This window comes from Sphingomonas sp. CFBP 13714, from assembly GCF_014842205.1.
Taxonomy (GTDB): domain Bacteria; phylum Pseudomonadota; class Alphaproteobacteria; order Sphingomonadales; family Sphingomonadaceae; genus Sphingomonas; species Sphingomonas aerolata.
On record NZ_JACYVG010000002.1, the window covers coordinates 622,289 to 648,472 of the forward strand.

General features: G+C 67.7%; 14 protein-coding genes. 4 read left to right on the plus strand and 10 right to left on the minus strand.

Annotated elements, in window-relative coordinates:
* Positions 1-89: 89 nt before the first annotated feature.
* A complete protein-coding gene (locus tag IFT54_RS07380; protein WP_192070086.1) occupies positions 90-2,210 on the plus strand; it encodes a phosphocholine-specific phospholipase C in 2,121 nt (706 codons plus the stop codon).
* Here the strand turns inward: IFT54_RS07380 and IFT54_RS07385 are convergent.
* The 6 genes from IFT54_RS07385 to IFT54_RS07410 form a co-directional block, all read right to left on the minus strand.
* A complete protein-coding gene (locus tag IFT54_RS07385) occupies positions 2,180-2,974 on the minus strand; it encodes a MetQ/NlpA family ABC transporter substrate-binding protein (protein ID WP_159511013.1) in 795 nt (264 codons plus the stop codon). The genes IFT54_RS07380 and IFT54_RS07385 overlap by 31 nt on opposite strands.
* A gap of 22 nt (positions 2,975-2,996) precedes the next feature.
* Positions 2,997-3,659 (minus strand): methionine ABC transporter permease, encoded by a 663-nt coding sequence (locus IFT54_RS07390; RefSeq protein ID WP_056405601.1) that lies wholly within the window; start codon positions 3,657-3,659, stop codon positions 2,997-2,999.
* Between the two features lie 208 nt (positions 3,660-3,867).
* On the minus strand, positions 3,868-4,650 hold the full coding sequence (locus IFT54_RS07395) for a methionine ABC transporter ATP-binding protein (protein WP_192070087.1): 783 nt from the start codon (positions 4,648-4,650) through the stop codon (positions 3,868-3,870).
* The gene (locus IFT54_RS07400) at positions 4,647-5,663 is read right to left on the minus strand and encodes an LLM class flavin-dependent oxidoreductase (RefSeq protein WP_192070088.1); all 1,017 of its coding nucleotides are present in this window, start codon (positions 5,661-5,663) and stop codon (positions 4,647-4,649) included. Before IFT54_RS07400 ends, IFT54_RS07395 begins: the two co-directional genes overlap by 4 nt.
* Positions 5,663-6,568 (minus strand): ATP-grasp domain-containing protein, encoded by a 906-nt coding sequence (locus IFT54_RS07405; RefSeq protein WP_192070089.1) that lies wholly within the window; start codon positions 6,566-6,568, stop codon positions 5,663-5,665. Before IFT54_RS07405 ends, IFT54_RS07400 begins: the two co-directional genes overlap by 1 nt.
* 253 nt (positions 6,569-6,821) lie before the next feature.
* On the minus strand, positions 6,822-7,430 hold the full coding sequence (locus tag IFT54_RS07410; protein WP_192070090.1) for an alpha/beta hydrolase: 609 nt from the start codon (positions 7,428-7,430) through the stop codon (positions 6,822-6,824).
* Positions 7,431-7,743: 313 nt separating this feature from the next.
* Between IFT54_RS07410 and IFT54_RS07415 the strand changes: the two genes are divergently transcribed.
* Complete coding sequence (locus IFT54_RS07415; RefSeq protein ID WP_342354784.1) at positions 7,744-10,314, plus strand: TonB-dependent receptor domain-containing protein; 2,571 nt, start codon at positions 7,744-7,746, stop codon at positions 10,312-10,314.
* Between the two features lie 45 nt (positions 10,315-10,359).
* Here the strand turns inward: IFT54_RS07415 and IFT54_RS07420 are convergent, their stop codons facing one another.
* From IFT54_RS07420 to IFT54_RS07435, 4 genes are all read right to left on the minus strand, one after another.
* Positions 10,360-12,183: a diguanylate cyclase gene (locus tag IFT54_RS07420; RefSeq protein ID WP_192070091.1), complete on the minus strand. Its 1,824-nt coding sequence runs from the start codon at positions 12,181-12,183 to the stop codon at positions 10,360-10,362.
* A 68-nt stretch (positions 12,184-12,251) separates the two neighbouring features.
* Positions 12,252-14,372, minus strand: a complete 2,121-nt coding sequence (locus IFT54_RS07425) for an alpha-L-fucosidase (protein WP_197984586.1) — start codon at positions 14,370-14,372, stop codon at positions 12,252-12,254.
* Entirely contained in the window at positions 14,369-16,675 is a 2,307-nt protein-coding gene (locus IFT54_RS07430; RefSeq protein WP_197984587.1) for a beta-N-acetylhexosaminidase, read from the minus strand. Before IFT54_RS07430 ends, IFT54_RS07425 begins: the two co-directional genes overlap by 4 nt.
* A 35-nt stretch (positions 16,676-16,710) precedes the next feature.
* Positions 16,711-19,950 carry a TonB-dependent receptor gene (locus IFT54_RS07435; protein ID WP_192070093.1) on the minus strand — a complete coding sequence of 1,080 codons (3,240 nt, stop codon included), beginning with the start codon at positions 19,948-19,950 and terminating at the stop codon, positions 16,711-16,713.
* A gap of 541 nt (positions 19,951-20,491) precedes the next feature.
* Between IFT54_RS07435 and IFT54_RS07440 the strand changes: the two genes are divergently transcribed.
* Positions 20,492-23,524 (plus strand): TonB-dependent receptor plug domain-containing protein, encoded by a 3,033-nt coding sequence (locus tag IFT54_RS07440; protein WP_197984588.1) that lies wholly within the window; start codon positions 20,492-20,494, stop codon positions 23,522-23,524.
* A 70-nt stretch (positions 23,525-23,594) separates the two neighbouring features.
* Positions 23,595-26,180, plus strand: a complete 2,586-nt coding sequence (locus IFT54_RS07445; RefSeq protein WP_192070094.1) for a glycoside hydrolase family 3 protein — start codon at positions 23,595-23,597, stop codon at positions 26,178-26,180.
* Positions 26,181-26,184 lie beyond the last annotated feature (4 nt).

Genomic DNA, 26,184 nt, shown 5'->3' on the forward strand with positions numbered 1-26,184 from the left:
CCGTCGCCGCTGTCGCTCGACGTCTGATCTGAACCGGGCATGGTCCGCGGGCGTTTGCGGACCATGCGCTCCTCCTGTGGGTTGCCCCGATGACCGATGTCTCCCGTCGTACACTGCTCGGTGCAGGCGCCACCGGTGCCGCGCTGTCCGCGTTTCCCGCGGCGATCGCGCGCGCCGCGGCGATCGCGCCTGATGTGAAGACGGGCTCGATCATGGATGTCGAGCATGTCGTCATCCTGATGCAGGAAAATCGCGGGTTCGATCATTATTTCGGCACGTTGCGCGGCGTCCGCGGCTTTGCCGACCGGTTGCCGATCCCCGTGCCCGCACCGTCTGCGGGCGGGGCGGCGGCGCCGGTCTGGTATCAGCGCGACCGGACCGCACCGGGCGGCGCGCGGACCGTGCTGCCCTTCCATCTCGCCACCCGCACCAATTTCGACCTGATGCGGATGGAGGGGACGCCGCACAGCTGGCCCGATGCACAGCGCGGCTGGGACGAGGGGCGGATGGCGCACTGGCCCGAGGCGAAGAGCCAGCGGGCGATGGGCCATTACCGGCGCGAGGACCTGCCGTTCCAGTTCGCGCTCGCCGAGGCGTTCACGCTGTGCGACGCCTATCACTGCTCGGTGCAGACGGGGACCAACACGAACCGGCTGTTCCTGTGGAGCGGCACCAACGATCCCGGCGGCACGCTGGGCGGTCCGGCGATCGGCAATTCGCATGACAGTTTCCCGGAGGATGGCGGCGATCCCGACCCCTATCGCTGGATTACGGTCGTCGAGCGGTTGCAGGCCAAGGGGGTCGACTGGCGCATCTATCAGGACATGGCGGACAATTTCACCGACAATCCGCTGGTCGGGTTCGCCGCCTTCCGCGCGGCGCATCATGCGGCTGGCGACGCGGACCTGCGCGACCGGGCGCTGACGACGCGCGGGCTCGACGCGCTGCGCGCCGACGTGCTGGCCGGGCGACTGCCACAGGTGTCGTACGTCATCGCGACCGCGAAGGGATCCGAGCATCCCGGCCCGTCGAGCCCGGCACAGGGTGCGGCCTATACCGCCGAGCTGCTCGACGCGCTCACGGCGGATCCGAAAATTTGGGCGCGGACCGCCCTGTTTATCATGTTCGACGAGAATGACGGCTTTTTCGATCATGTCCCGCCGCCCGCGCCGCCGTCGCGCGCTGCCGATGGCACGCTGCTCGGCGGATCGACGGTCGACCTGACCGGCAGCTATCACCTCAATCCGAGCAAGGGCGACGCGGCGCTCGATCTCCCCGCCTATCGTGGCCGCGCCTATGGCCTGGGGCCGCGCGTGCCGATGTACGTCGTCTCGCCGTGGAGCCGCGGCGGGTGGGTCAATTCGCAGGTGTTCGACCACAGTTCGGTGATCCGCTTCCTCGAACGGCGCTTCGATGTCCACGAGCCCAATATCGCGCCATGGCGCCGCGCGGTCTGTGGCGACCTGACCTCGGCGTTCGACTTCACCGCCGCCGACGTCGCGCCCTTCGCCGCGATGCCCGATCCGCGCGCCGATGCCGCACGCGCCGCGGCGATCCCCCGGCAGGTCAGCCCGCAGGCACCACTGGGTGAGTCCCTCCCGTGGCAGGAACCCGGCATCCGCCGGTCCCGCCCGCTACCCTATGCGCTGCGCGTCGGCGAGACGATCACCGGTGACGCGATCCGGCTGGACTTCACCGCCGACGGCACGCAGGCCGCGGTCTTCCATGTCTATGACCGCCGGGGCCTGGACCAGCCGCCCCGCCGTTTCACGGTCGAGCCCGGGCGCACGCTCGACGGGCAATGGGGATTCGACGCGGAGGGGCACTATGATCTTTGGGTGCTCGGCCCGAACGGGTTCCACCGGCATTTCGCGGGGCATCGTGACGATGCCGCGTTGGCATCGCAGCTCGTCTGGCGCACGACACCGACCGAATTGACATTAGTGCTCCCCGCCGGACACCGCGAACACGCGCTGGTCGCGCAGGTCGAACGCGTCGGGGCAGGGGTGCTGACGACCAAGCTGGTCGACACGCGCTACCGCTGGCCGCTCCGCAACAGCCATGGCTGGTACGACGTCACGATCACGGCGGCGTCGGCGCCGACCTATCGCCGCCGCGTCTCGGGGCGGGTCGACGCGCCCGGGCGGATGACGTGCAGCGATCCGTTCGTCACCGGGGCTCAGAACGCCGGCAGCACCGCGCCCGCATAACGATCCGCGATGAAGCGCCGCGTCTCGGGGCTTCGCAGCGCCGCGATCAGCTTGACGACGCGCGGATCCTTGTCGCCACCGGGCAGGCCGACGACGAAATTGACATAGGGGCTGTTCTTGTCCTCGATCGCGAGCGCGTCGCGCACCGGGTTGAGCTTCGCGTCGAGCGCGTAGTTGGTGTTGATCAGCGCCAGATCGACCTCGCCGAGCGTGCGGGGCAGGGTGGCGCCCTCAAGCTCCTTGAACTTGAGGGTCTTCGGGTTGGTCGCGATGTCGTTCAGGCTCGACAGCGGATTGGTCGGGTTCTTCAGCGTGATCAGCCCGGCCTTCTGCAGCAGCAGCAGCGCGCGGCCGCCATTGCTCGGCTCGTTCGGGATCGCGACGGTCGCGCCGTTCGGGACCTGCGCGATCGTCTTCCACTTGCGCGAATAGGCGCCCAGCGGCTCGACATGGACACCCGCATAGGGAACCAGATGCGTGCCGCGCGAGGCATTGAACTCGTCGAGATAGGGCTTGGTCTCGAAATAGCTGACGTCGATCTGCTTCTGCTCGACCTGGAGGTTGGGCTGCACATAATCGTTGAAGACGCGGATCTTGAGATCGACGCCCTGCTTGGCGAGCGCGGGCTTGATCGATTCGAGGATCTCGGCATGCGGCACCGCGGTCGCGGCGACGGTCAGCGCCGTGCCGTCATCCGTCTTGGCGCCACCGCATGCGGCGAGCGCGAGCAGCGAGAGCGAGGCGAGCAGGGTGCGGCGGTTCATGGCATTTCCTAGAGTCGTTGGATCAGCGGCGGGTAAAGTGGCGGGCGAGCGCGTCGCCGGCATATTGGATGATCTGGACGAGGACGACCAGCAGGACGACGGTGACGACCATCACGTCGGTCTGGAACCGCTGATAGCCGAAACGGATCGCGAGATCGCCGAGCCCGCCCGCGCCGACCACCCCGGCCATCGCGGTGAACGAGACGAGCGCGACCGCGGTGACGGTGGCGCCCGAGATCAGCCCAGGCATCGCCTCGGGGATCAGCGCGCGCGTGACGATCTGGCGGGTCGTCGCACCCATCGCCTGCACCGCCTCGATCGTCGTCCGGTCGATCTCCTTCAGCGATCCCTCGACCAGACGTGCGTAGAAGGGCGCGGCCCCGACGACGAGCGGCGGGATCGCGCCCGCGACGCCCAGCGACGTGCCGACCAGCAGGACGGTCAGCGGGATCATCACGATCAGCAGGATGATGAACGGCACCGATCGCAGGATGTTCACGGCGATCCCGAGCGCGCCATTGGCAAGCCGGTTCTCGATCAGCCGCCCCTTGCCGGTCAGATACAGCAGCACGCCGAGCGGCAGGCCGAACAGGATCGTCAGGACCAGCGACCCGCCGAGCATGATGAGCGTGTCGAGGCACGCCTGGCCGATATCGGACCAGTCGACATTTTCGAAGAAGGTCATCAGCCGTTACCTGTTGGGGAGATCGGCAAGCCAGTAAGCGGCAGGCGGGCGACACGGCACATCCTGGCCGTCATTCCCGCGGAGGCGGGAACCCAGACTGGCAGACGCTTCGATCGGATCGCCGAGGTTGCGGGTCTGGATCCCCGCCTGCGCGGGGATGACGGGCTCGGGGTGGATCTCAGGACCTTCAGGGCGGGGCTGGTTATGATCATCGCACCCGCTCTTCGTCCGCAAAAGACGCGGCGCCGTCCCGTTCCCGATGAGAGAGGGATTGGAGCATGCGCCGGGTCGCCGGATGCGCGGCGTTGGCGAAGATGTCGGTGACGGTGCCGGTCTCGACGACCTGGCCGCGTTCGAGCACCGCGACGCGGTCGCAGACGTAGCGGACGACGTCCATCTCGTGCGTGATCAGGACGATCGTCAGCCCGAGGTCGCGGTTGAGGTCGCGGAGCAGCGTCAGCACCGAGCGCGTGGTTTCGGGGTCGAGCGCGCTCGTCGCCTCGTCGCACAGCAGGATGTCGGGATCGGTGGCGAGCGCGCGGGCGATGCCGACGCGCTGCTTCTGCCCGCCCGACAGCTGGGCCGGGTATTTGGCGGCGTGATCGGACAGGCCGACCCGGTCGAGCAAGGCGGCAACCTTGCTCTCGCGCGTCGCTTTCGCGACGCCCGCGAGCACCAGCGGGAAGGCGACGTTCGCCGCGACCGTGCGCGAGGAGAGCAGCCCGAAATTCTGGAAGATCATGCCGATCCGCCGCCGGAGCGCGCGCAGATCCGCCGCCGACAGGCCTGCGACGTCGATCCCGTCGACCTCGACGCGCCCGGACGTCGGCCGTTCGAGCGCATTGATCAGCCGGATCAGCGTCGACTTGCCCGCGCCCGACTGACCGATCACCCCGAACACGCCGCGTGCCGGAATCTCCAGCGACACGCCGTCGAGTGCGGCCGCATCGCTGGCCCGGTAGGTTTTGGAAACGTCGCGCAGGCGGATCATGCGGACCCCATGACCTGCACCGCGAACCGCTCCATTTCCTCGGCCTGCGGGCTCATCTGGAGCAGCAGCAGGTCGAGCCCGGCGGCCTCATATTCCGCGATACGCTCCTTCAGCTGTTCGGGCGTGCCGACCAGATTGGGGCGCAGCCCGCGGTTCGAGACCGAATATTCCTGGATCTTCAGCTCGCGTTCGAGCTGCGTGCCCGACAGCCACTGGTCGAAATTGGCATAGCCCGCGGGCAGTTCGGTGACGCTGGTGATGCGCTCGAGCTCGCGCTTCGCCTCCGCTTCGCTGTCACGGACGATCGCATAGGCGGCCATGCCGTATTGCATCGGTGCGCCGCCCGCGGCTTCGCGTCGCGCCGCCATGTCAGCGATCTTCGGCGCGATCGCGTCGGCCGGGTCGCCGTGCATGACATAGGCGTCGCACTTGGCCGCGATCATCGCCTTCGCCTTCTCGCTCTCGCCGCCAGCATAGACGGTAGGGCGCTTGACGGGCTTGGGCGAACAGATCGCCTGCTCGGTGGTGTAGAATTGCCCGGCAAAGTCGAACCGGTCCTGCGTCCACAACCCGTCGACCACGGTCAGCCATTCGTCGGTCCGCGCATAGCGATCGTCATGCTGGTCGAACTGCAGGCCATATTGCTTCGCCTCGTCCGCCCACCAGGACGACACGACGTTGAGCGCGAGCCGCCCGCCCGAGATCCGGTCGATATTGGCCGCCGCCTTGGCGAACAGCGCCGGGTGGTGGAAGTTCGGGCGAACCGCGACCATCAGCTCAATGCTGTCGGTCACCGCCGCCAGCGCCGCCGCGGTCGACCACGCATCGAGCGCGGGCTGTTCGACGCCCTTGATGTCGTTCAAATTCAGCTCGGCGATCAGCGTCAGATCATACCCCCAGCGCTCCGCATTCTGCGTCAGCGCCTTGGTATAGGCCCAACTCGCCTCCATCCCCTCGTCGGGGACGTTGCGAAGCCAGCCGCCGAAAACCGGAGTCCAGTATCCATAGCGCATCAACGAGTCTTCCCAATCTGTTCGATCAGGTAATCGACGAGCCGGTCATGCGGATCCCAGTCGAGGACGTCGAGCGGCCTGGCGACGAAGTTCGACAGCGCGTTGATGTCATAGAAGCGCGCGACGCCGTCGCGGTCGTCGATCATCACCTCGACCCCGCCGACATCGAGATCGACCGCGCGCGCGATCGCCTCGGCGGCATCCTTGAGCACCTGCGACGGCTCGACCGCGGCCATCTTGATCCCCGAGCCGGGGACGACGCACGCATCCGCCGGGCAGAGATCGAACGCGCCGCCGCCCGCGACCTCGATCGCATAGAGGAACTTACGGTCGAGCGTCTCGATCCGGGTGATCGCGCCACCCCGGACGGGGACATATTCCTGCACCAGCAACACGCCGTCGACGCTGCTCGGCAGGCCATCGTCGGTGACCGCGGCGCGGAGTTCGTCGAGGCTGTCGAAGCGAATGATCCCCGCGCCCGAACCACCGATATTGGCCTTCACGACCAGCGGGAAGCGCAGCGTCTGCGCGGCGCCGACGACGTCGGCGGCGCGGTGGACGACGCGCGTCTCGGGAATCGCGAGTCCAAGCGACGCTATCAGCGACAATTGCCGTGCCTTGGAGGCGTCGATCGCGAGCACGTCGGCGCCGTTGATCACGCGCGCGCCGGTGCGGCGCCAGTGATCGAGCATCGCCATCGTGTCGAAGATCGGATGCTCGTCGCTGCGCAGGAAGCTCGACATCGCGATCCGGTTGAACACGACGCGCGCCGGCGCAGTCTGGTCCGCGGGGTTCCAGAACCCGTCCGGCGTGGCGCGCGAGAACTCGACGCCGCGCGCGTCGAGCGCTGCGAACAGCGGCACGAACCAGGCGGGATGTTCGTAAAGGACGGCGAGATCGGTCATGAAGCCTCGGATGAATTAAGCGCGCCCTCTGCCACGCCGACACGCGGACCGCCATCGATAGCGGCTTTGGCCCGATCAAGCCTGGGTTTAGCGGACGGCGCCGGCGCCAGCGGTCGCTCCAATCAATCCGCGGGATCGACCTGCGCGATCTCGACGAGGCACGCTTGCGGCGCGCTCGTCAGCGTGGCGACGATGCCGACCGGGAGGGTGGGGAGGGGCGGGCCTCGCGGCGCAGCGCCGACGGCAGGCGCGCTCAGTCGATCGAGGCGGGTCGGCGGAGGCGCCGCGCGGGGCGGGGGCCGGGCGTGAACGCATCGCCCGGCACCCGGTGCTCGAGCAGCGGGAGCAGCGCGATCAGCCTTGCCTCATCCTCGGTCGGGGTGGCGTTGCGCGTCGTCGGCGCCGGTGCGGCGATCGATCCGCGCTCGACGAAATGACTGCCCCAGCGGTCGGCCAGCGCCAGCACCCGGTCGATGAACGGACCCGGGGCACAGGCGACGACCGACGGGAAGGGCAGGCGGGTGGCGGGCCCGGGACGCGCCGCCGCCGCGATCGCCTCCTGACCGAAGCCGACCGACAGCGGCGACAGCAGGACCGCGCCCTCGATCGCCTGCAGATAGCTGCGCGGCGACAATTGCGCCCACCACGCGACCGCAAGACACGCGACCCCCTGCGCCAGGATCACCGCCGGCTCCTCGCGCCGGGCAAATGCCGCGTCGAGCTGCAACGCCCAGCGACCGCTCTGAAATTTCGCGAGATCCAGTTCGATCGTCGGGATCGCGGCGTCGGGGACCGGATCGCCCCGGATCACGACGATAACGGCATGCTGGGTATCGATCGAAGCCTTGTCCCTGACGGCCATAGCGGATCACCTCGGATAGACCTGCAGCAGCGCGCGACCATCGATCTCCGACTCGCAGTCTCGCGCTCCGGTTACGAAGCGTAATCCGGCCCGGACGATAGGCAATAGTCTTGCGTCATCCCATGCCGGCGATGCGCCGGATCGCGTCCTGCCGACCCGCTCCGCGGCGTGACCGCGCTGCCTTCAGGCATTCTGCCCTGCCTGCTTTCGCAAGCCGCCCTATTCCCGACATATAATACCGCTCCACTCGATGTCGCCCGCTGCGTGAGAGTGTGACGATGATCGATACCCCCGCCATCCCGATCCGCCGTTCGTGAGGGTTCACGCACCGGTCCGCCTGTACCCGTCGATGCTCGTCTGCCTTGGGGGCGGCGTGGTCTGTCCCGCGGCCGGATCGACGCAGGCGATCCCCATGCCGGCATCGGCGTCGGGCGACGACATCGTCATCACGGGCCAGCGGAGCGCGGGCAGCGCGGTCGGGGCGATCGATCCGACCGCGACCCTCGATCAGGCCGGGATCCAGTCGCTGGGTGCGACCGATCTCAAGACGCTGCTCGAACGCCTAAAACCACTGACGACGTCGGCGAGCGGCGGCGATCCGGTCTATCTGCTCAATGGTCGACGCATGTCGAGCATGAACGAACTCTACAGCCTGCCGCAGGAGGCGATGGAGAAGATCGAGGTCCTGCCCGAGTCCGAGGCCGCACGCTTCGGGTTTCCGGCCACCGTCCGGGTGATGAACTTCATCACCAAGAAGCGGTTTCGCGCGGTCACCTACCAGCAGGCCACGGGTGTCACGACCGAAGGCGGGGGCGAGACAAGCTATGCCGAGGTGACCGCCGCGCGGATCGACGGGCCGCGCCGCGCGACGCTGACGCTGTCGCATCTTCGGCTCAACCCGATCCTGCAGAGCGAACGCGCGATCCTGCCCGATCCGGACACGCTCTATGCGCTTGGCGGCACCGTTACGGGAATAGGCGGGGCCAGTATCGATCCCGCGCTCGACGCGCTCGTCGGGGCCCCAGTCACGATCGCCGCCGTGCCGGACGACCCGGCGGGGCGCGACACTCTGGCGGGCTATGCCGCCGGCGCCGGCGCACCCGCGGTCACCGATATCGGGCGTTATCGCTCTCTCCAGCAGCGCAGCGACAGGATTTCGGTCGACGGAACGCTCGCGGCGCCGATCGGGCGGACGATGAGCGGATCGCTCAACCTGTCGATGGAGGCGCAGCGTAACATCGGCGTGAACGGCCTGGCGCCCGCGCTGTTGAGTGTGCCGGGGGGACGCGGCGCGCTGCCCTTTGCGGACGATGTCCTGCTCTATCGCTACCTGCCCGATGCGGTGCTCCAGCAGCGGAGCACCAGCCTGACGCTGCATGGATCTGGCATGGTCCAGGGCAGTATCCGGCGCTGGGGGTGGAACGTCACGACCAGCTATGACCGGGTGCAGGGGGTGGCGCGGTCCGAACGCGGCGTGCCGATCGACGATCTGCAGGCCGCGATCGATGCGGGGGGCGATCCGTTGGTGCGCGTAAGTCCCGAGGCGGCGGCGCTTCGGCTGGCCGATCGCAGCCGGACCGTTACCGGCACATTGCTGACAAAAGCGGTCGCGAACGGCCCGCTGGTCCGGTTGCCGGCCGGCGACGCGCAGATCACGCTCTCGGGGGATTATGCCCGGTCGAGCAGTTCGGGCAGCCTGCCGGGCTTGCGCGACACGACGCTCGATCTGACGCGCACCACGGGTGGGGCCAGCGTCAACGCGGATCTGCCGATCGCCTCTGCCAATCAGGACGTTCTCGCGTTTCTCGGACAGCTGTCGGTCAACGGCATGGTCGGCGTCTCGGACGTGTCCGATTACGGCCGGCTGCTCAGTTCCAACTACGGCCTGACATGGTCGCCGGTGCGGCCGGTCCAGCTGATCGCCTCGGTCAATGCCGCGCAGACCCCGCCGGCAATCGCGCTGCTGACCAACCCGACGGTGACCACCCCGAACACGCCGTTTTTCGATTTCACCACCGGCACCAGCGTGCTCGTCACGACGATCGCCGGCGGCAATCCCGCGCTCGACCCAGAACGCCGGCGGCTCGTCACGCTGGGTGTCGCCGTGTCGCCGATCAAGGCCCGCGATCTGCGGCTCACGCTCAATTATCTCCAGACGCGCATCGACAATCAGACTGCGACGCTGGGCAGCGCCACCCAGGCCTTCCAGACCGCATTTGCCGGGGCGTTCCAGCGTGATGCGACAGGACAACTCGTCAGCGCCGACCTGCGGCCGGTCAACATCGCCCGCGAACGCGAAACGAAGATGCAGGCGACGATCAGCCTGTCGACGCCGATCGGGCGTGCACCTGCGCCGCTGACGCCGCCCGTCGGCATCGCCGCGAAGGATGTGCCACCGCCGGCGCCACCCCGGCCCCGGCCGCACCTCAACATGTCGATGACCACGACGTGGCGGCTCGACGATCGCCTGTCGTTGCGGAGCGGGGGGCCGGCACTCGATCTCCTCGATGGCGACACGCTGACCGGCACCGGCGGACGACCGCGCTGGGAAACCGAGCTGAACCTCAGCGGATCGCTCGGGGCTGCGAGCATCGGCGTGTACGGCCGTCTGCAGGGGCCGACCCGGATCCGCAGCGACCTGGCGGCGTCGGATCTGCGCTTTTCAGGCCGTACCTGGCTGGTGCCCTATAGCTCGCTCAAGGTCGACCAGATCGTCAAACGTCCCTGGGCAAGCAACATGACGCTGCAGCTGACGGTCGAAAACCTGCTCAACGACCGTATCGCGGTTCGCGACCGGCTCGGGCGGACGCCGAACCGGTTCCAGGCGGCGTATATCGATCCGGTCGGCCGGTCCGTCAGGGTGGGGCTGCGCAAGCTCTTCTGACACCGCCCGGTACGGCGGAGGATATCGATCTCCGGAGCGCCCCGATCAGGCCGCGAGCGCGCTGATCGTCGCGCGGTTGCGGCCGTCGCGCTTGGATTGATACAGCGCCATGTCCGCCGCCTGGATCAGCGTCGCGCCCTCCCGGTCCATGATGTCCGTCCAGGTCGCGATGCCGAACGACATGCTGGTCGATCCCAGCGCGCGGTTGCCGTGGCGGACGGCGATCTCGGCGATCGCCTGCCGGACGATATCGACTCGCTTGGCCAGCGCCTCGGCGGTCGTGCCCGGCGCGATGATGGTGAACTCCTCGCCGCCGAATCGACAGACGACATCGCCGTCGCGGAACCGGCTGCGCATCTCGGCCGCGACCTGCTGGAGCACCGCGTCCCCCGCGTCGTGACCGAACTCGTCGTTGAACCGCTTGAAGTGATCGACGTCGCACATGACCAGGCTGAGCGGATTGCCCGACCGCGAGGCGCGGGCGATCTCCAGCTTGAGCGCCTCCTCCATGTAGCGGCGGTTGAACAGGCTGGTCAGCGGATCGCGGATCGTCTGTTCGCGCAGCGACCGCTGCAGGCGGTGGTTCACCAGCGCCGACGCGATGTTCTCGGTCAGCACGTTCATCCGGAAGCGGTTCTCGGCCTCGATCCGGCCGCGCAGATAGAGCACGCCGATGACCTCGCCGCCCGCGAGCAGCGGTTCGCAGTGATAGACCTCGCCCTCGGCGACATGCGCGCAGACGATGTCGCGGCGCGGATCCACGACCGAATGGCTCTGGCCACGGCGCAGTGCCCAGCATCGCTCCGGCGCGAAGCCGTCGTCCGGCACGACGATGTCTCCCCAGCTGGCGACCGGGACCAGGCAATTGCGCGAGTTGTTGTGCGCGTACAGCGCGCCGGGAATATCGGGCAGGACCTGCGGTACGAACACCCGGATGATCTGGGCCAGCTCGTCGTCGGTGCGCGCGGCCTGCATGCGATGCGCCATGCCGCCGAGCAGCTCGATCACGTCGCCGCGTTCGCGCAGCGTCTTGGTATTGCGCTCGAGCTCGGCGTTGACGACCTGCAGCTGGCGCTCGCTCGTGCCCCGATCGGAAACCGCGCCCTCCAGCCGGTCGGCCATCGCATTATAGCCGATCGCGAGGCGGTTGAATTCGCGCGATCCCATCGCGGTATCGATCCGCGTCTGCTCGTCCCCGCTGCCCAGCGCGGTCATCGCGCGCAACATGGTTTCCAGCGGGCGGCGGATACCTTGCACCAGCAAGGTAAAGCCGCCGATGACGATCAGCGCGACGGCGATCGCGCCGAAGATGGCAAGCCGCTTGCCGCGGCGCAGGCGCTGCGCCGCCGCATCCTGCCGCGTGGTCTGCAACGCGCGTTCCTCTTCGAGAAAGGCCTCCCCGCGCACGCTGATCGCATCCATCAGGTCGCGACCACGGCCGCTGGCGATGATCGTGACCGCTCCCGCGAAATTGCCCCGGCGGGCAAGGTCGAGCGGCTGGCGCAGAAAGGCGGACCGCTCCTTCATCAGCAATGCCATTTCCCGCGCACGGGCATGCTGGCGCGGGTTGTCGCGGGTCTGGCCCGCAACCCGCGCGATGGTCTGGGCGGCGCTGTCCAGGCGTTTGGCGAAGGACCGCGCATAGGCCGGATCCCGCGTGATGACGAACCCACGCTGGCCCGATTCGGCCTCGCGCAGATCGTTCAGCGCCGCCTCGGTCGTCTCGATGACCTGCGCGGAATGGGCGGCCCATTGGAAGCTCTGGCTGGCCTGGTACGAGGCGTCGGCGAGCAGCCCGGCTAGCGACCCCAGTGCCAGGACCACGATGAGGCCGATCGCGACGATCCGCGCAGTAAGCGATATGAACATTGCGCTATGTTAAACAACAAAGACTTAGCTTTTGGTTACTCGCCATCACACGCCGCGCCGCGACCGGTCTACTGCGTCAGCACCCCGAGCTCTGCGATGGCCAGCCGCGTCTCGCCCTTGGCGGTCCGGGTGAAGGCGATCTCGATGTAGCGGCCACGGTGCGGCCGCGCGAAGGCGAGGCGCTGCGGCGCCTGGTTGGCAGCGATGTTCGAGAATTCGCCTTCCTCCTGCGGCGCGTCGGCCAGCCCCGGGTCGTCGCCGATGCGTACGCGCCAGGCGGCGGGGTCGCCGGCCCCCTGCGGCGCGTGCCAGCCGGGCTTCAGCACGAACCCGCGCAGCGCGACGCTGCGTCCGAGATCGATCGTCACCGAACAGGGCTTGCCGTCCGCACCGGTCAGCGGCGCGACCCAGTCGGTGCGGTTCTTCTCGTCGATCAGCAGCTCGGCCAGCGGCGCGCTCGCCCGCAGGATCTTCCAGTCGCTCTTGCGGATGTCGAAGTTGCGACGCCCCACGCTGCTGACCGCACCCTTGGCCGCGTGGATGCTGATCGCCTGGACGATCCCCGCATCGCGCATCGCGAACGGCACCGTGTAGCGCGGCGATGCGATCGTCGGCGCGCTGCCGTCGGTGGTGTAGGCGATCGCCAGCCCGGGGGAATCGCTGGTCAGCGTGACCACGCCCTCGCGGTCGCGGACGATGTGCGGCGGATCGAGCAGCACGGGCGCGAGATACACGCCGAATTCGGTGATCGCCGGCGCCGCGGCGGCTGCGGTGATCCGCAGCCTGACCCGCCGCGCGGTGATCGGCGCGTCGAGTCTGATCAGCCGCTGCGATCCGATGCCCTGCTTGCTGGCGATTTCGGTCCAGCCGGTCGGGCCCTGAGCGTCGATCGCGAACCGGTCGACGCGCAACCCGAGCGGGAGATGCTCCGCCAGCCTGACGACATCGAACAGCCTTGGCTGTTTCAGGTCGAGCGTCAGCGTCGGGACCGGCGCCCGATCGGCGCTGACCCAGAAGCTCTCGGGATTGCCGTCGAGCACCAGCGCCGCGTCATGCCCGGCGCGCACGCTGCTCGCGGAGGCGATCGCACCCTTGCTCAGGTCGGTGGCGTACATCGCGCGCATCGCCGTGCCGAACGCGGTCAGGTTCGCGACATCCTCGTCGGTCACCAGGCCACGCGTATCCGGGGCCAGGTTGAGCAACAGCCCGGCGCTGCGCCCGACCGTCTCGAAATAGATTTTCATCAGATTGGCGGGGCTGCGGCTCTGCCCGTCCTCATAGGCGTGCCAGAACCAGCCATAGCGGGTCGAGACATCCGCCTCGGCCGGCCACCAGATCGCACCGCCGCGAACGCCGGCATTGCCCTTTTCCTCGGTGAAGCCCTTGTCGTCCATCGTCGCCCAGCACGGGTCGCCGGCCTCGCCCTCCTCGTTGCCGACCCAGCGCAGGTCCGCGCCGACCGGATCGAAGGTGCAGGCCATCGGCTGCAGCGCGTGGACGAAGGCGATGATCGACGGCCAGTCATAATAGGGGACCGCGTCGATCTTCCGCACTTCGCGCGCGCCGCCATAATAGCCGTCGCCGCCGTTCGCGCCGTCGAAGAACACCTCGTAGATCGGCCCGTATTGCGTCAGCAGCTCGCGCAGCTGGTTGCGGAAGAAGGTGATGTATTCGGGCCGGCCATAGTCCGGATGGTTGCGATCCCAGGGCGACAGGTAGATCCCGAACTTCAGCCCCTGCCGCCGGCATGCGGCGGCCAGTTCGCCGACGATATCGCCCTTGCCGTTCTTGTAGGGGCTGCTCGCGATGCTGTGTTTCGTGAACTTGCTCGGCCACAGGCAGAAGCCGTCGTGGTGCTTGGCGGTGACGATCAGGCCGCGCAGGTTCGCCGCCTTTGCCGCGGCCACGATCTGGTCGGCATCGAACTGCTTGGGGTCGAAGATCGCGGGATCCTCGTCGCCATAGCCCCATTCGCGGTCGGTGAAGGTATTGATCGTGAAGTGGACGAACGCGGTCTGTTCCAGCCGGTGCCACGCCAGTTGCCGCTTCGACGGCGTGGCACCGAAGGGCACGAGCGCCGCACCGGTGGTCGCCGCGAACGTACTCCCAGGAAAGGCCATCGCTGCGCCAAGCGTTCCGGCCGTGAAGGCGATTGCGTCGCGCCGCGATGGGCGCAGGGGATCGGTCATCGATTGTCCTTCAGCGTAAAGCGTACCGTGTCGACGCCGTAGAGCGGTCCACCGACCGGCGGCGCGACGATCAGGCACAGGTCCGTGTCGGTCGTGCCGCCCGCCAGCGGCGCGGTCAGCGTGAACCGGTTCGGCGTGGTCGCCGGATCGGGCAGCGGCACCATCGCCAGCGCGGGCCCGTCGCAGGTCCGCGCATGCACCATCAGCGTCCCGAAATATGTCGGGTTGTAGCGCCACGCGACCATCTGGCGCTGCGGCTGGCGCAGCGCGAAGTTGCGCGGCAGCCGGCCGAGCGAGACCGTGATGCCCCGGACCTGTCCGAGCGGCGCGGCGCGGTACAGCCAGCAGCCGTCATAGATGTTCATGCTGTACGCCGGCCCGCCGCCCGTCGCATCCGGCGTCAGCGGCAGGCGCAGCCGGATCCCCGCGCCGGCACAGGTTTCGAGGCTTGCACTCGCCCGCGTCAACAGCGCGGCGGGTGCGGTATCGAAGCTGCGCACGGCGGCGAGCGCGCGGCCGTCGGGTGCGAACGTCACTGCGCGGACCACCGTGTCCGGCGCCACGCTCAGCGGTCGTGCATAGGCGCGCGAGGTCGATGACGGCGCCGCGCCATCGGTCGTGTACCGGATCGTGCCATAGCCGGCCTGGTTCGCCATGCCGATCGTGACCGTCTTGCCGCGCACCGCCGGACCGACCCCGCCGACCACGGTGTAGTCGACCGCGAAGGCGCTGTCCGCGGCGGCGATCCCCTGCCGCTGATAGCGGTTGAGCTGGGGATCGAGCCGCACGAGGAAGCCCGGCCAGTCGCGCGCGGCGCGCGGCGACCAGGCCATCTCCGCCAGCGCCGCCATGCGCGGAAACAGCGCATGTTCGCGCTGCGCGGGGGTGACCATATATTCGGCCCACAGATTGGCCTGCGGCCCCAGCACGTGATGCGCCTTTGCTGCGGCAATCCCGGCGGGCAGGGGGTCATAGGCATAGACGTCGGCGAGCGTCTGTACCGCCATGCGTCCCGGCGGCTCGTCGTCGCGCCCGCTTTGCAGATTGTCGAGATACAGGACCGGGCCGGGCGACAGCACGACGTCGTGCCCCATGTTCGCCGCTTCGATCGCGCCCGCCTCGCCGCGCCATGACATCACCGACGCGGTCGGTGGCAGCCCACCCTCGAGGATCTCGTCCCAGCCGATCAGGCGGCGCCCGCGCTTGGCGAGGTGCGCGCCGAGCTGACTGACGAACCAGCTCTGCAGGCCCTTTTCATCGGCGATGCCGAGCGTGCGCATCTTCGCCTGGACCGCGGCCGATGCCTGCCACTGCTCCTTCAGCGCCTCGTCGCCGCCGATATGGATATAGGTCGACGGGAAGATCGCCATGACCTCGTCGAGCACCTGCTTGACGAACGCGATGCTGCGATCGTCGACGTTGAACAGATAGGGGTTGATGCCCCAGTCGCCCGACACCGGCGGCCGGTCCCCCGTCACGCCGATCTGCGGATAGGCGGCGACCGCTGCCTGTGCGTGGCCGGGCAGGTCGATCTCCGGCACGATCGTCACGGCGCGCGCCGCGGCATAGGCGACCAGCGCGCGCAGCTGGTCCTGCGTGTAGAAGCCGCCATAGCGGTCCGCCGGCGCACCCTCGTTGGGCGTGGACGAGGCACGCCAGGCGCTGATCCGCGTCAGCTCGGGATGACGCTTGATCTCGATCCGCCAGCCCTGGTCATCGGTCAGATGCAGCTGCAGGCGGTTCAGCTTGTGCTGCGCCATCATGTCGATGACCCGCTCGATCGATGCGATCGGCTGCATGTGGCGCGCGACGTCCAGCATCACCCCGCGCCACGCGAAGCGCGGGGCATCGTCGATCGCCACGACGGGGACCGCGACGCCCGTCCCGAACCGCGCGTCGGGGGACAGCATCTGCGCCAGCGTCATCGCGCCATAGAACAGCCCGGTATCGGTGGCCGCGGCGATGCGGATCCCCGCGGGCGTCACGTCGAGCCGGTATCGCTCGCTGCTCCCCCCATTTGTCGCGGGCAGCCGCACGAAACTGATCGCCCCTGGTCCGCGGTCGGCCACGTTCAGCGTGATGCCGCGCGTCCGGGCGACGATCTCGACCGCGCGCCGCGCCGCACTGGCAGCGCCCGTGTCGCCGGCAGGGACGACGATCCGCGCACCGTCGTCGATGCGGACGCTGCCCGTACCGGTTGTCGCATGCGCGGGCAGCGGCAGCAGCGGGGAGGGGCCGGCAACTGCGGGCTGACCGACCGTAACCAGCGCGGCCGTAACGCACGGCGCGATGACAAGGCTCATCCGACGCCGGCGGATCGCCCCTTGGACCACGTGCATCAAAAGCGCGTCGTTGCCGAAATCGAGATCTGGCGTCCCAGCGTGTCGTAACGCTGGGGAATCGTGTTCCCGCGCGACAAGGCGTAATCATAGGTGTTCGTCAGGATCGGCTGCTGGCGGTCGAAGATGTTGTTGACCGCCGCGGTCAGCGTCATCCGCTTGGCGATGTTCACGCCCAGCGACAGATCGAAATAATGATAGGCGGGGATCCGCGTGAAGTCGGAGACCTCGGTCGCCGGCGTCGAATTCGGGCCGCCATTCTGACCCGCGGTCGTGCCATCGATATAGCGCCACGCGACCGACGCGCTGAAGATCCCGTCGTCGCTCGAATAGGTGGTGCGGACATTGTGGATCCAGCGCGGTGTCGGCTGCGGGCAGGATCCGCCGAAATAGCCGACGCAATTGGTCCGCGGCTGATCGGGTGCGGCCTGGCCGCCCTGGTCGGTTGTCAGCGTGCCGTTCATCAGGAAGTCGAGCTTGCCCGCCGTCCCGCCCAGCCGCGCCGAATATTGCGCCTGGAAGTCATAGCCGCTCGCATAGAGCCGGTACGCGTTCAGATTGCCGCCCTGGATATAGCCCGCCGTCGTGCCCGTGCCGTTCAGCTGATAGGTCGTCGGATCGCGCACCAGCCGGCTGCAATAATAGGGGTCGCCGGTGATCACGCAGCCATCGACTGCAAAGCTCGCACCCAGATAGCTGATCACGTTGTCGACGCGGATCTTGTACCGGTCGACCGAAAAGCTGAACCGCGGCAGGAACCGGGGCGTCAGCACCAGGCCATAGGTCAGCGTCTGTGCGTCCTCGGGATCGATCGGGGTGCCGTTGTTGCGCTGGCGGCAGACATCGTCGACGCAGCGCAGGCTGCCCGGAATACCCGCGGCCAGACCATTGCCATATTGCGCGTCGGGCAATCCGGTCAGGCGACACGCCTCGATGCTGGCCCTTGGTGCGACGCCGTTGACGCTGGCACAGGGGTCGACGATCGTTGCATTCTGATAGCCGACGACCTGATCGGCCTCCCTCAGGCCGGGCGCCCGTGCGGCGCGGTTCCGGCCGACGCGGAACGTGACGTCCTCGCTCGGCGAATAGACCGCCTCGATCTTCCACGTGTTGAAGGTCTGGGGATTGGTGCTGTATTTCGACAGGCGATAGCCGCCATTGACCTGCAGCAGTTTGAAGAACGGCACGTTCTGCACCAGCGGCAGCTGGGCTTCGGCATTGCCCTCGACGACGTCCTGCATGGTCAGGCTGTCGGGCACGCCGCCATAGACTTCGATGAAGCGGGTGTTGCGCGTCGTCCGCTCCTCCTGCCGGCGATATTCCCCGCCGACCGCCACCGCCAGGCCCTGTTCGGCGAATGGCGACCGGATGCCGTAGCGGGTGAAGTCCGCCGTCAGATTGGCGGTCACGTCATAGAATTTCGCGCGCAGGTCCTGCACGCCGAGCCCCTCGTCGAATAGATAGTCGCTGAGCGCGGCGCTGCCGGGATTGTTGGCGGTGAACACGTTGAGCGGTACGCAGGCGGGGTCGGTGCCGTTGACCACCGACCGGCACGTCGGCACGCCGTTCACGTTGACAACGTCGAGCGCGCGGCTGACCTTTGCGGCGACCGGGTTGCCGCCGGGCTCCCATAATTGCCGGCTCGTGCTGTAGACGCCGCCGACGTCATACCGCCAGCCCTCGGCGATCTCGCCGCGGACCGACGCGTTGATGCGCGTCTGCGTGTTCCTGAAGCTTTCCTTGTCGCGGTCGCCGGCCAGCCCCGGAAAGCCGTATTGGACACCGAGCGGCGCCGACGCGCCGGTCCCGGCATTCGCGCCGCAGATCGTCTGCGCCTGCGATGCGGACATCAGCGGGTTGTCGCAGTTCACCCGGTAGCTGCCCTGGACATAGGGGCCGTAGAGCAGGTTCTCCGATGTATCGCGAAGGTACATCACGCCCGCCGAAAACTCGGCCGCGGGCGACGCCTTGAAGTTGATGAAGCCGCCGCCGTTGAAGCGCTCATAACCACGCGCCGCGAGGCGGTCCGCCTGGTTCGCATAGCCCGGAATCGTCGATGCGGGCGCGAAGACGCCGGGGCTGCCGGTGACGTTCGAATAATTCACGCCGTTCGCCGTCAGCGTCCCGTTGGGCGACGCCGCGGTCACGCCGCAGATCAGGTTGTTGACCCTGAGCGGGTTGCCCGTGTCGCGGCGCAGCTGACAGCCCGACGCGTCGCGGTCACGGAAGAAGATGCCGTCCGCGGTCCGGTAGGTGCCGTAGACCGAGACATTCAGCCGGTCGTCGAGGAAGTTGTGACCGTAGGTCGCGCTCAGATCCGCGCGGCCGCCATCGTTGGTCATCCCCGTCGGCGTGGCGATCCCGTAGCGCTGGGCGACGGGTGTCGAGGCGTTGGCGCGGTTGTCGTGATTGTAGAAGCTGTAATTGCCCGACAGCTGCAGCCCTTCGAAATCGCGTCGGATCACATAGTTCACGACGCCCGCGATCGCGTCGGAGCCATAGACCGAGGATGCGCCGCCGGTCAGCAGGTCGATGCGCTCGACCAGTGAGACCGGGATCAGGTTGGTGTCGACGGATTCGGTCCCGGCGATCCGCTGGCCGTCGATCAGCGACAGCGTGCGGTTGAAATCCAGCCCGCGCAGCTTGACGCCGCGCTGTTGGCCGTTGCTCTGCTGATAATTCTGCTGCGCATCGGGCTGCACCTGACCCAGCCGGTTCGTCACCTCCTCGAGATTGACCGCGCCCTGCGCCTTGATCTCCGCGGCGCCGATGCTGGTGATCGGGCTCGCCGACTTCAGATTGGGCCGGGTGATGCGCGTGCCGGTGACCATGATGTCCGCCGGTGCCGGCGCTGGCGTTTCGGACGTGGGGTCGAGCGTGACGGGGGCCGACCCGGTGGGCGGGGCGGGGGCTGCGCTATCCTGCGCCGCCACCACGAACACGCCCTGCGTGGTCTGCGAGACCGCAAGGCCGGTGTCGCGCAACAGGCGCTGAAACGCGTCGGCGGCGGTCATCGACCCGGCCAGCGCGGTCGACCGGCGCGTGCCGACCCGCGCCTGATCGAACACGACCTGGACCCGGGCCTGCTGCGCCAGCGTCTGCAGTGCCTGGGCCAGCGGCTGCGGCGCGACGTCGACGCGGACCATCGCCGACTGTGCAGCGAGCGGCGTCGCTGCCACCGCGGCGATTGCGACGACGCTGGTCCGCACCAACATCGATCCGAAAGAATGCCCAACCATGATCTCGCCCCCCTGTTATTACGCTAATATGACGGGCGACATTGCGAAACGCTCAGCGACATTGATATTTTTATAATCTTTTTATCCAGATGAGTCGATCTGGTATTGTTTATGTCTGTTGTTGGTCTTTTTGGGTGCGCTTGGCGGAAGATGCATTCGCATGGATGAGGATGGGGTTCACCCTCCCGATACTGTCACGTCTGGCACATCGGTTGATCGTTAGCGTGCCACCCGATTTTCCAAACCTTCGAGGCGCGCCCAGCGCCCTTGAAAGGCCAATCGCGCGCCGCAGCGGACTGAACATATCTGATCCATGTTATGTATCGACGACATGCTGCAAGCCGCTCACAAATAAGGTTAATTCCCGGAAACCATCGGGGGAACGGTACCAATATGTTACCAAAAAAGCCTCAAAAGACGGATATAAATATAAAAAGACATTTTAAGAAACTTATGTTGCGCAGGGAGATTGATCGACTTAAGCCGACCCCCGAAACGACATTGGGCCAGCAAGCGCCCCGGTTTCTGTGGGGAGTATGTGATGCGCCAAGTGATCAATTTTGCAGTGCTGCGCTCGGTTCTGGCGGCATCGACGATGCTGGCGACACCGGCGTTCGCGCAGGACGTGCTGCAGGACGCGACGAAGCCGGTGCCCGCCGAGAGCCAGACCCCCGCGGCGCAGGCGGCCCCGACACCGGACGCCGCGCCCGCAACCGAAGCGGCTCCCGCGCCCGCCACCCCGCAGTCCGACATCGTCGTCACCGGCTCGCGGATCATTTCGTCGGGCTTCACCGCACCGACCCCGACCCAGGTGCTAAGCGCCGAGTCGATCGCCAAGAACGCGCAGCCCAACGTCTTCACGACCGTCGCGCAATTGCCCTCGCTCCAGGGCAGTACGGGCGCCACCGTCGGCGCCAACGGCACCTCGACCGGTGTGCAGGGGCTGAGCGCGCTCAGTCTCCGCGGCCTTCAGCCGATCCGCACGCTCACCCTGATCGATGGCCAGCGGGTCGTCGGCGCGAACGTCACCGGCGTCGCCGATGTCAGCCTGTTCCCGCAATTGCTGATCGAACGGGTCGACGTCGTGACCGGCGGTGCCTCCGCTTCCTACGGCTCCGACGCGGTCGGCGGCGTGGTGAATTTCGTGACCAACACCCGCTTCACCGGCTTCAAGGCCAATCTCCAGTCGGGCATCAGCACCTACGGCGATGACGGCAACTACACGGTCCAGGCCGCGGTCGGAAAATCGCTGTTCAACGACCGGCTGCATCTCATCGGCAGCGGCGAATACAGCCACGAGGACGGGATCGGATCGGCCGGCTTCGGCGTCGGATCGAACCCCGACGGCAGCGGCCCGGGCGGGCGCAACTGGCTGGTCTCGCGCAACCTGATCAACCGCGGCATCACCAATGACGGCGGACCGCAATATCTCGATCGCAGCTTTACCCAGGCGAACAATACCGCGCTCTACGGCCTGATCACCGCCGGTCCGCTCCAGGGCACCGCGTTCGACGTGAACGGCAATCCGCGTCAGTTCGAATATGGCTCGAACGGCGTGCCGCTGAAGGATGCGAACGGCAACGTGCTCGGCTGCTACAACGGCGTCTGCGAAGGCGGCGACCGGTCGGGTAACGTGACCAACGCCAATTCGCTCAAGTCGACGATCACGCGGCTCAGCGGCTATGGCCGGATCGGCTTCGACATCGATCCCGACAATGAACTCTACACCACCGTCAACGTCGCCCGGGTGACGACGGGCAACATCCCCAATGTCGGATCCGCGCAGTTCGGCAACCTGACGCTCCAGTGCGCCAACCCCTATGTCCCTACCTCGGTCCAGGATGCCTGCGCGGCGAACGGGATCACCCAGTTCCGCTACGGCGTCGACAACGCGATCTTCCCCAACTCGATCAGCGTCCGTACCGAGCGCGAGCAATATCGCTTCGTCGCCGGCGCGAAGGGCAAGATCCAGGCGTTTGGCGGCGACTGGCGCTATGATGCCTATTATCAGCACGGCACGGGCATCACCGACATCACCGTCCGCGATATCCCGCTGATGCCGCGCTACAATGCCGCGATCCAGGCGGTCCGCGCGCCCGATGGCAGCATCACCTGCGCCAATCCCGCCGCGGTCGCCAGCGGCTGCGTCCCGCTCAACATCATCGGCGGCCAGACGCCCAGCGCCGCGGCGCTCGCCTATATCCTTCCGGGCAATGGACCGTACCAGCATACGCGCCAGACCCAGGACGTCGCGAGCTTCTCGGTCAGCGGCGAGCCGCTGCAGCTGCCCGCCGGCGCGCTGTCGGTCGCGTTCGGCAGCGAATATCGACATGAATTCTATCAGGTGAACGCCGATCCCTACGGCAATGGCGTCGTGACCAGCGGTGCCTACGACGCGCAATATCCCAGCGACCCGCTGCTGAACCCGCAGGGCGGCAACTGGTATGCGGGCAATTACCGCGACGGCCGCGGCGCCTATAGCGTCTATGAATCCTTCCTTGAGGTGAATGCCCCGCTGTTCAACTCGGACGGGGTCGGCAAGGCAAACCTCAATGCCGCCGGGCGCGCGACCAACTACAGCACGTCGGGGACGGTCTATACGTGGAAGGTTGGCGCGACCTGGGACACGCCGGTCGACGGCATCCGCTTCCGCGGCGTGACCTCGCGCGATATCCGCGCGCCCAATCTGAGCGAGCTCTTCGCCGCGCCGGTCACGAGCAATCGCACCGGCACGACCGATCCGTTCAATCCGGGGCGCACGCTCACCGTGCTGCAGACGACCACGGGGAACACCGCGCTGCGCCCCGAAGTCGCGCGCAATACCGAATTCGGCGTGATCCTGTCGCGTCCGTCCTGGGCGCCGCGGCTGAACATCTCGGTCGATTACTACCGCATCAAGATCAAGAGCGCGATCGCGGCGCTCGATGCGCAGACCCAGATCAACCTCTGCTTCGCCGGCGTGACCTTCACCTGCAACAGCTTCGACATCAGCGATCCGAACAACGCCTCGGTCACCGTCCAGCCGTTCAACTTCGCGTCGATCTTCACCGACGGCTTCGACATCGAGGCGAGCTACCAGGTTCCGTTGTCGGGCATCGGCCTGCCCGGCCAGGCGTCGCTGCGCGGTCTGGCGACGCATGTGAAGAACTTCGTCTCGGATCGCGGTCTGCCCAACACGATCCCCATCCAGGGCGCGGGCGTGAATCTGGGGCAGGGTGCGACGCCGAGCTGGAAGGTCCTCGCGGTCCAGGACTGGACGACCGATCTCTTCAGCATGACGCTGCAGGAGCGGTGGATCAGCGCGGGCGTGATCAGCAACGAATATATCGTCTGCCAGACCAACTGCCCGGTCTCGACGATCGATCACCCGACGATCGATCGCAATCACCTCGATAGCGCCTTCTACGTCGACATCAGCGCCTCGTACAAATTCACCGACGCGGTGCAGGGCTATGTCAAGGTGGACAACATGTTCAACAAGGACGCCGCCACCGTCCCCAGCGATATCACCAACCCCGGTCTCTACGACGTCGTCGGACGCGCGTTCCGGGTCGGCATGCGCGCGAACTTCTGATGACCCCGGCCCGGTATGCCGTTGGGCATGACCGGGGCGGTCATCGGATCCGATTAACTGGGGAAAGCCGATGCTGCCGTTCCTGCTGATGGCCGCCGATGTCCAGGCGCCTGATCTTCAAGCGATGCCACCCGCCGTCGAGACGGCGATCGCGGCGATGACGCTTGAGGAGAAGGCCGCGCAGCTCGGCAGCAGCGCGCCGGCGCTGCCCCGGCTGGATCTGCCTGCGTACGATTACTGGAGCGAGGGGCTGCACGGCCTCGCGCGCAACGGGATCGCGACCGTCTTTCCGCAGGCGATCGGTCTGGCGGCGAGCTGGGATACCGCGCTGCTCGATCAGGTCGGCACGGTCGTCTCGACCGAGGCGCGGGCGAAATACAACGGCGTGCGCTCGACGCGCGACCGGCGGCGTTTCGCGGGGCTGCACATCTGGTCGCCCAACCTGAACATCTTCCGCGATCCGCGCTGGGGGCGGGGGCAGGAGACCTATGGCGAGGATCCCTATCTGACGGGCAAGCTGGGCGTCGCGTTTGTTCGCGGCATCCAGGGGCCCGATGCCGCGCATCCCAGGGCGATCGCGACGCCGAAGCATTTCGCGGCGCATTCGGGGCCGGAGGCGGGGCGCAACAGCTTCGACGCGGATATCTCCCCGCGCGACATGGCCGGGACCTATACGCCGGCCTTCCGCATGGCGGTGACCGAAGGCCGCGCGCAGTCGATCATGTGCGCCTATAACTCGCTTCACGGCGTACCCGCCTGCGCGTCGTCCGCGTTGCTGACCGATCGCGCGCGCGGCGACTGGGGGTTTGGCGGCATGGTCGTGTCGGACTGCGATGCGGTCGGCTATATCTCCGTCTTCCATTATTACCGCCCCGATCTGCCCTCGGCGGCCGCGGCGGCGTTGCAGGCGGGCACCGATCTCGATTGCGGGCCGAGCTATGACGCGCTGCCCGCCGCGGTCCGCAAGGGTCTGGTACCCGAAGCCGCGATCGACACGTCGTTGCGTCGTGTCCTCGCGTCGCGCGCGGCGCTCGGCATCGCCTTTGGCCAGCGCAGCCCCTGGACGCGCATCGCGCCGTCGCAGGTCGACACGCCCGCGCACCGCACGCTCGCGCAGACCGCGGCGGAAAAGTCGCTGGTGCTGCTCACCAACAAGGACCGGCTGCCGCTCAAGCCCGGGACCCGGATCGCGGTGATCGGGCCCAATGCCGACTCGCTCGACGTGCTCGAGGCGAATTACCACGGCACCGCCAGCGCGCCGGTCACGCCGTTGCAGGGCATTCGCGCGCGTTTCGGCGCCGATCGCGTCACCTATGCGCAGGGCAGCGGGCTGGCGGCGGGCGTCGCCTTGCCCGTCCCCGAAACCGCCCTGTCCGCGAATGGCAGGCCGGGGCTGACAGGCGAGTATTTCAGCGACGGCGCGATGACCCGGCGGGTCGCGACCCGGCAGGACCGCACGATCGACTTCGACTGGGATCGCGCGCCGCCCGTTCCAGGACTGTCGGGCAAAGGCTACGGTGTCCGCTGGACCGGGCAACTGACGCCGCCGGGCCCCGGCCGCTACCGGCTGCGGCTCGACGTCCCCCGCTGCTTCGACTGCGAAGGCCATGATCCGGTGAAGCTGTGGCTCGACGGCAAGCCGCTGATCACCGACGACGGCAGCGATACCGCAGTCGAGGCGGAGGTCACCGTCACCGACGCCAAACCGCACGACCTCCGCATCGACTATGTGCACGCAAGCGAGGATGGCGGGATCGGCCTGCGCTGGGTCGCGCCGATCGACGCGCAGCGCGGCGAAGCGCTCGCCGCCACCGGCGCAGCGGATGTGGTCGTGGTGTTCACCGGCCTGTCACCGACGCTCGAGGGCGAGGCGCTGCGGCTCGACGTGCCGGGCTTCCTCGGCGGCGACCGCACCGCGATCGAACTGCCCGAGCCGCAGCGCGCGCTTCTGGAAACGCTCGCCACCGCCGGCAAGCCGATCGTGGTCGTGCAGCTGACCGGCTCCGCGATCGCCGATCCGTGGAGCAGGGACCATGCCGATGCGGTCGTCGCCGCCTGGTATCCGGGCCAGTCCGGCGGGACCGCTATCGCGCGGATGCTGGCGGGCGATATCAATCCGGGCGGGCGTCTGCCGGTGACGGTCTATGCCACGACGCGCGATCTGCCGGCCTATATCGATTACAGCATGAAGAACCGGACCTACCGTTTCTTCAGCGGTACGCCGCTCTACCCGTTCGGCCACGGCCTCAGCTACACGCGCTTCGCCTATGCTCCCAAGACGGCACCGATCGCGACGGTGACCGCGGGACAGCCGCTGGCGGTCAGCGTCACCGTGACCAACACCGGCAAGCTCGCCGGGGACGAGGTGGTCCAGGCCTATCTCGCACCCGTCGACCCGCAGGAACAGGGGCGGACGATTCCCGTGCTGCAACGCCAGCTCGTCGGGTTCCGCCGGATCCCGCTGCGCGCCGGCGAAGTCCGCACCGTCGACTTCGCCATCGACCCGCGCAGCCTCAGCATGGTCGAGCATGACGGCACGCATGCCGTCGTGCCGGGTCGCTACCGGCTGTTCGTCGGCGGCGGGCAGCCCGGGGACGCGGCGGGGATCTGGACGGACGTGACGATCACCGGGACGCGGACCGTGCTGCCGAAATAACGCG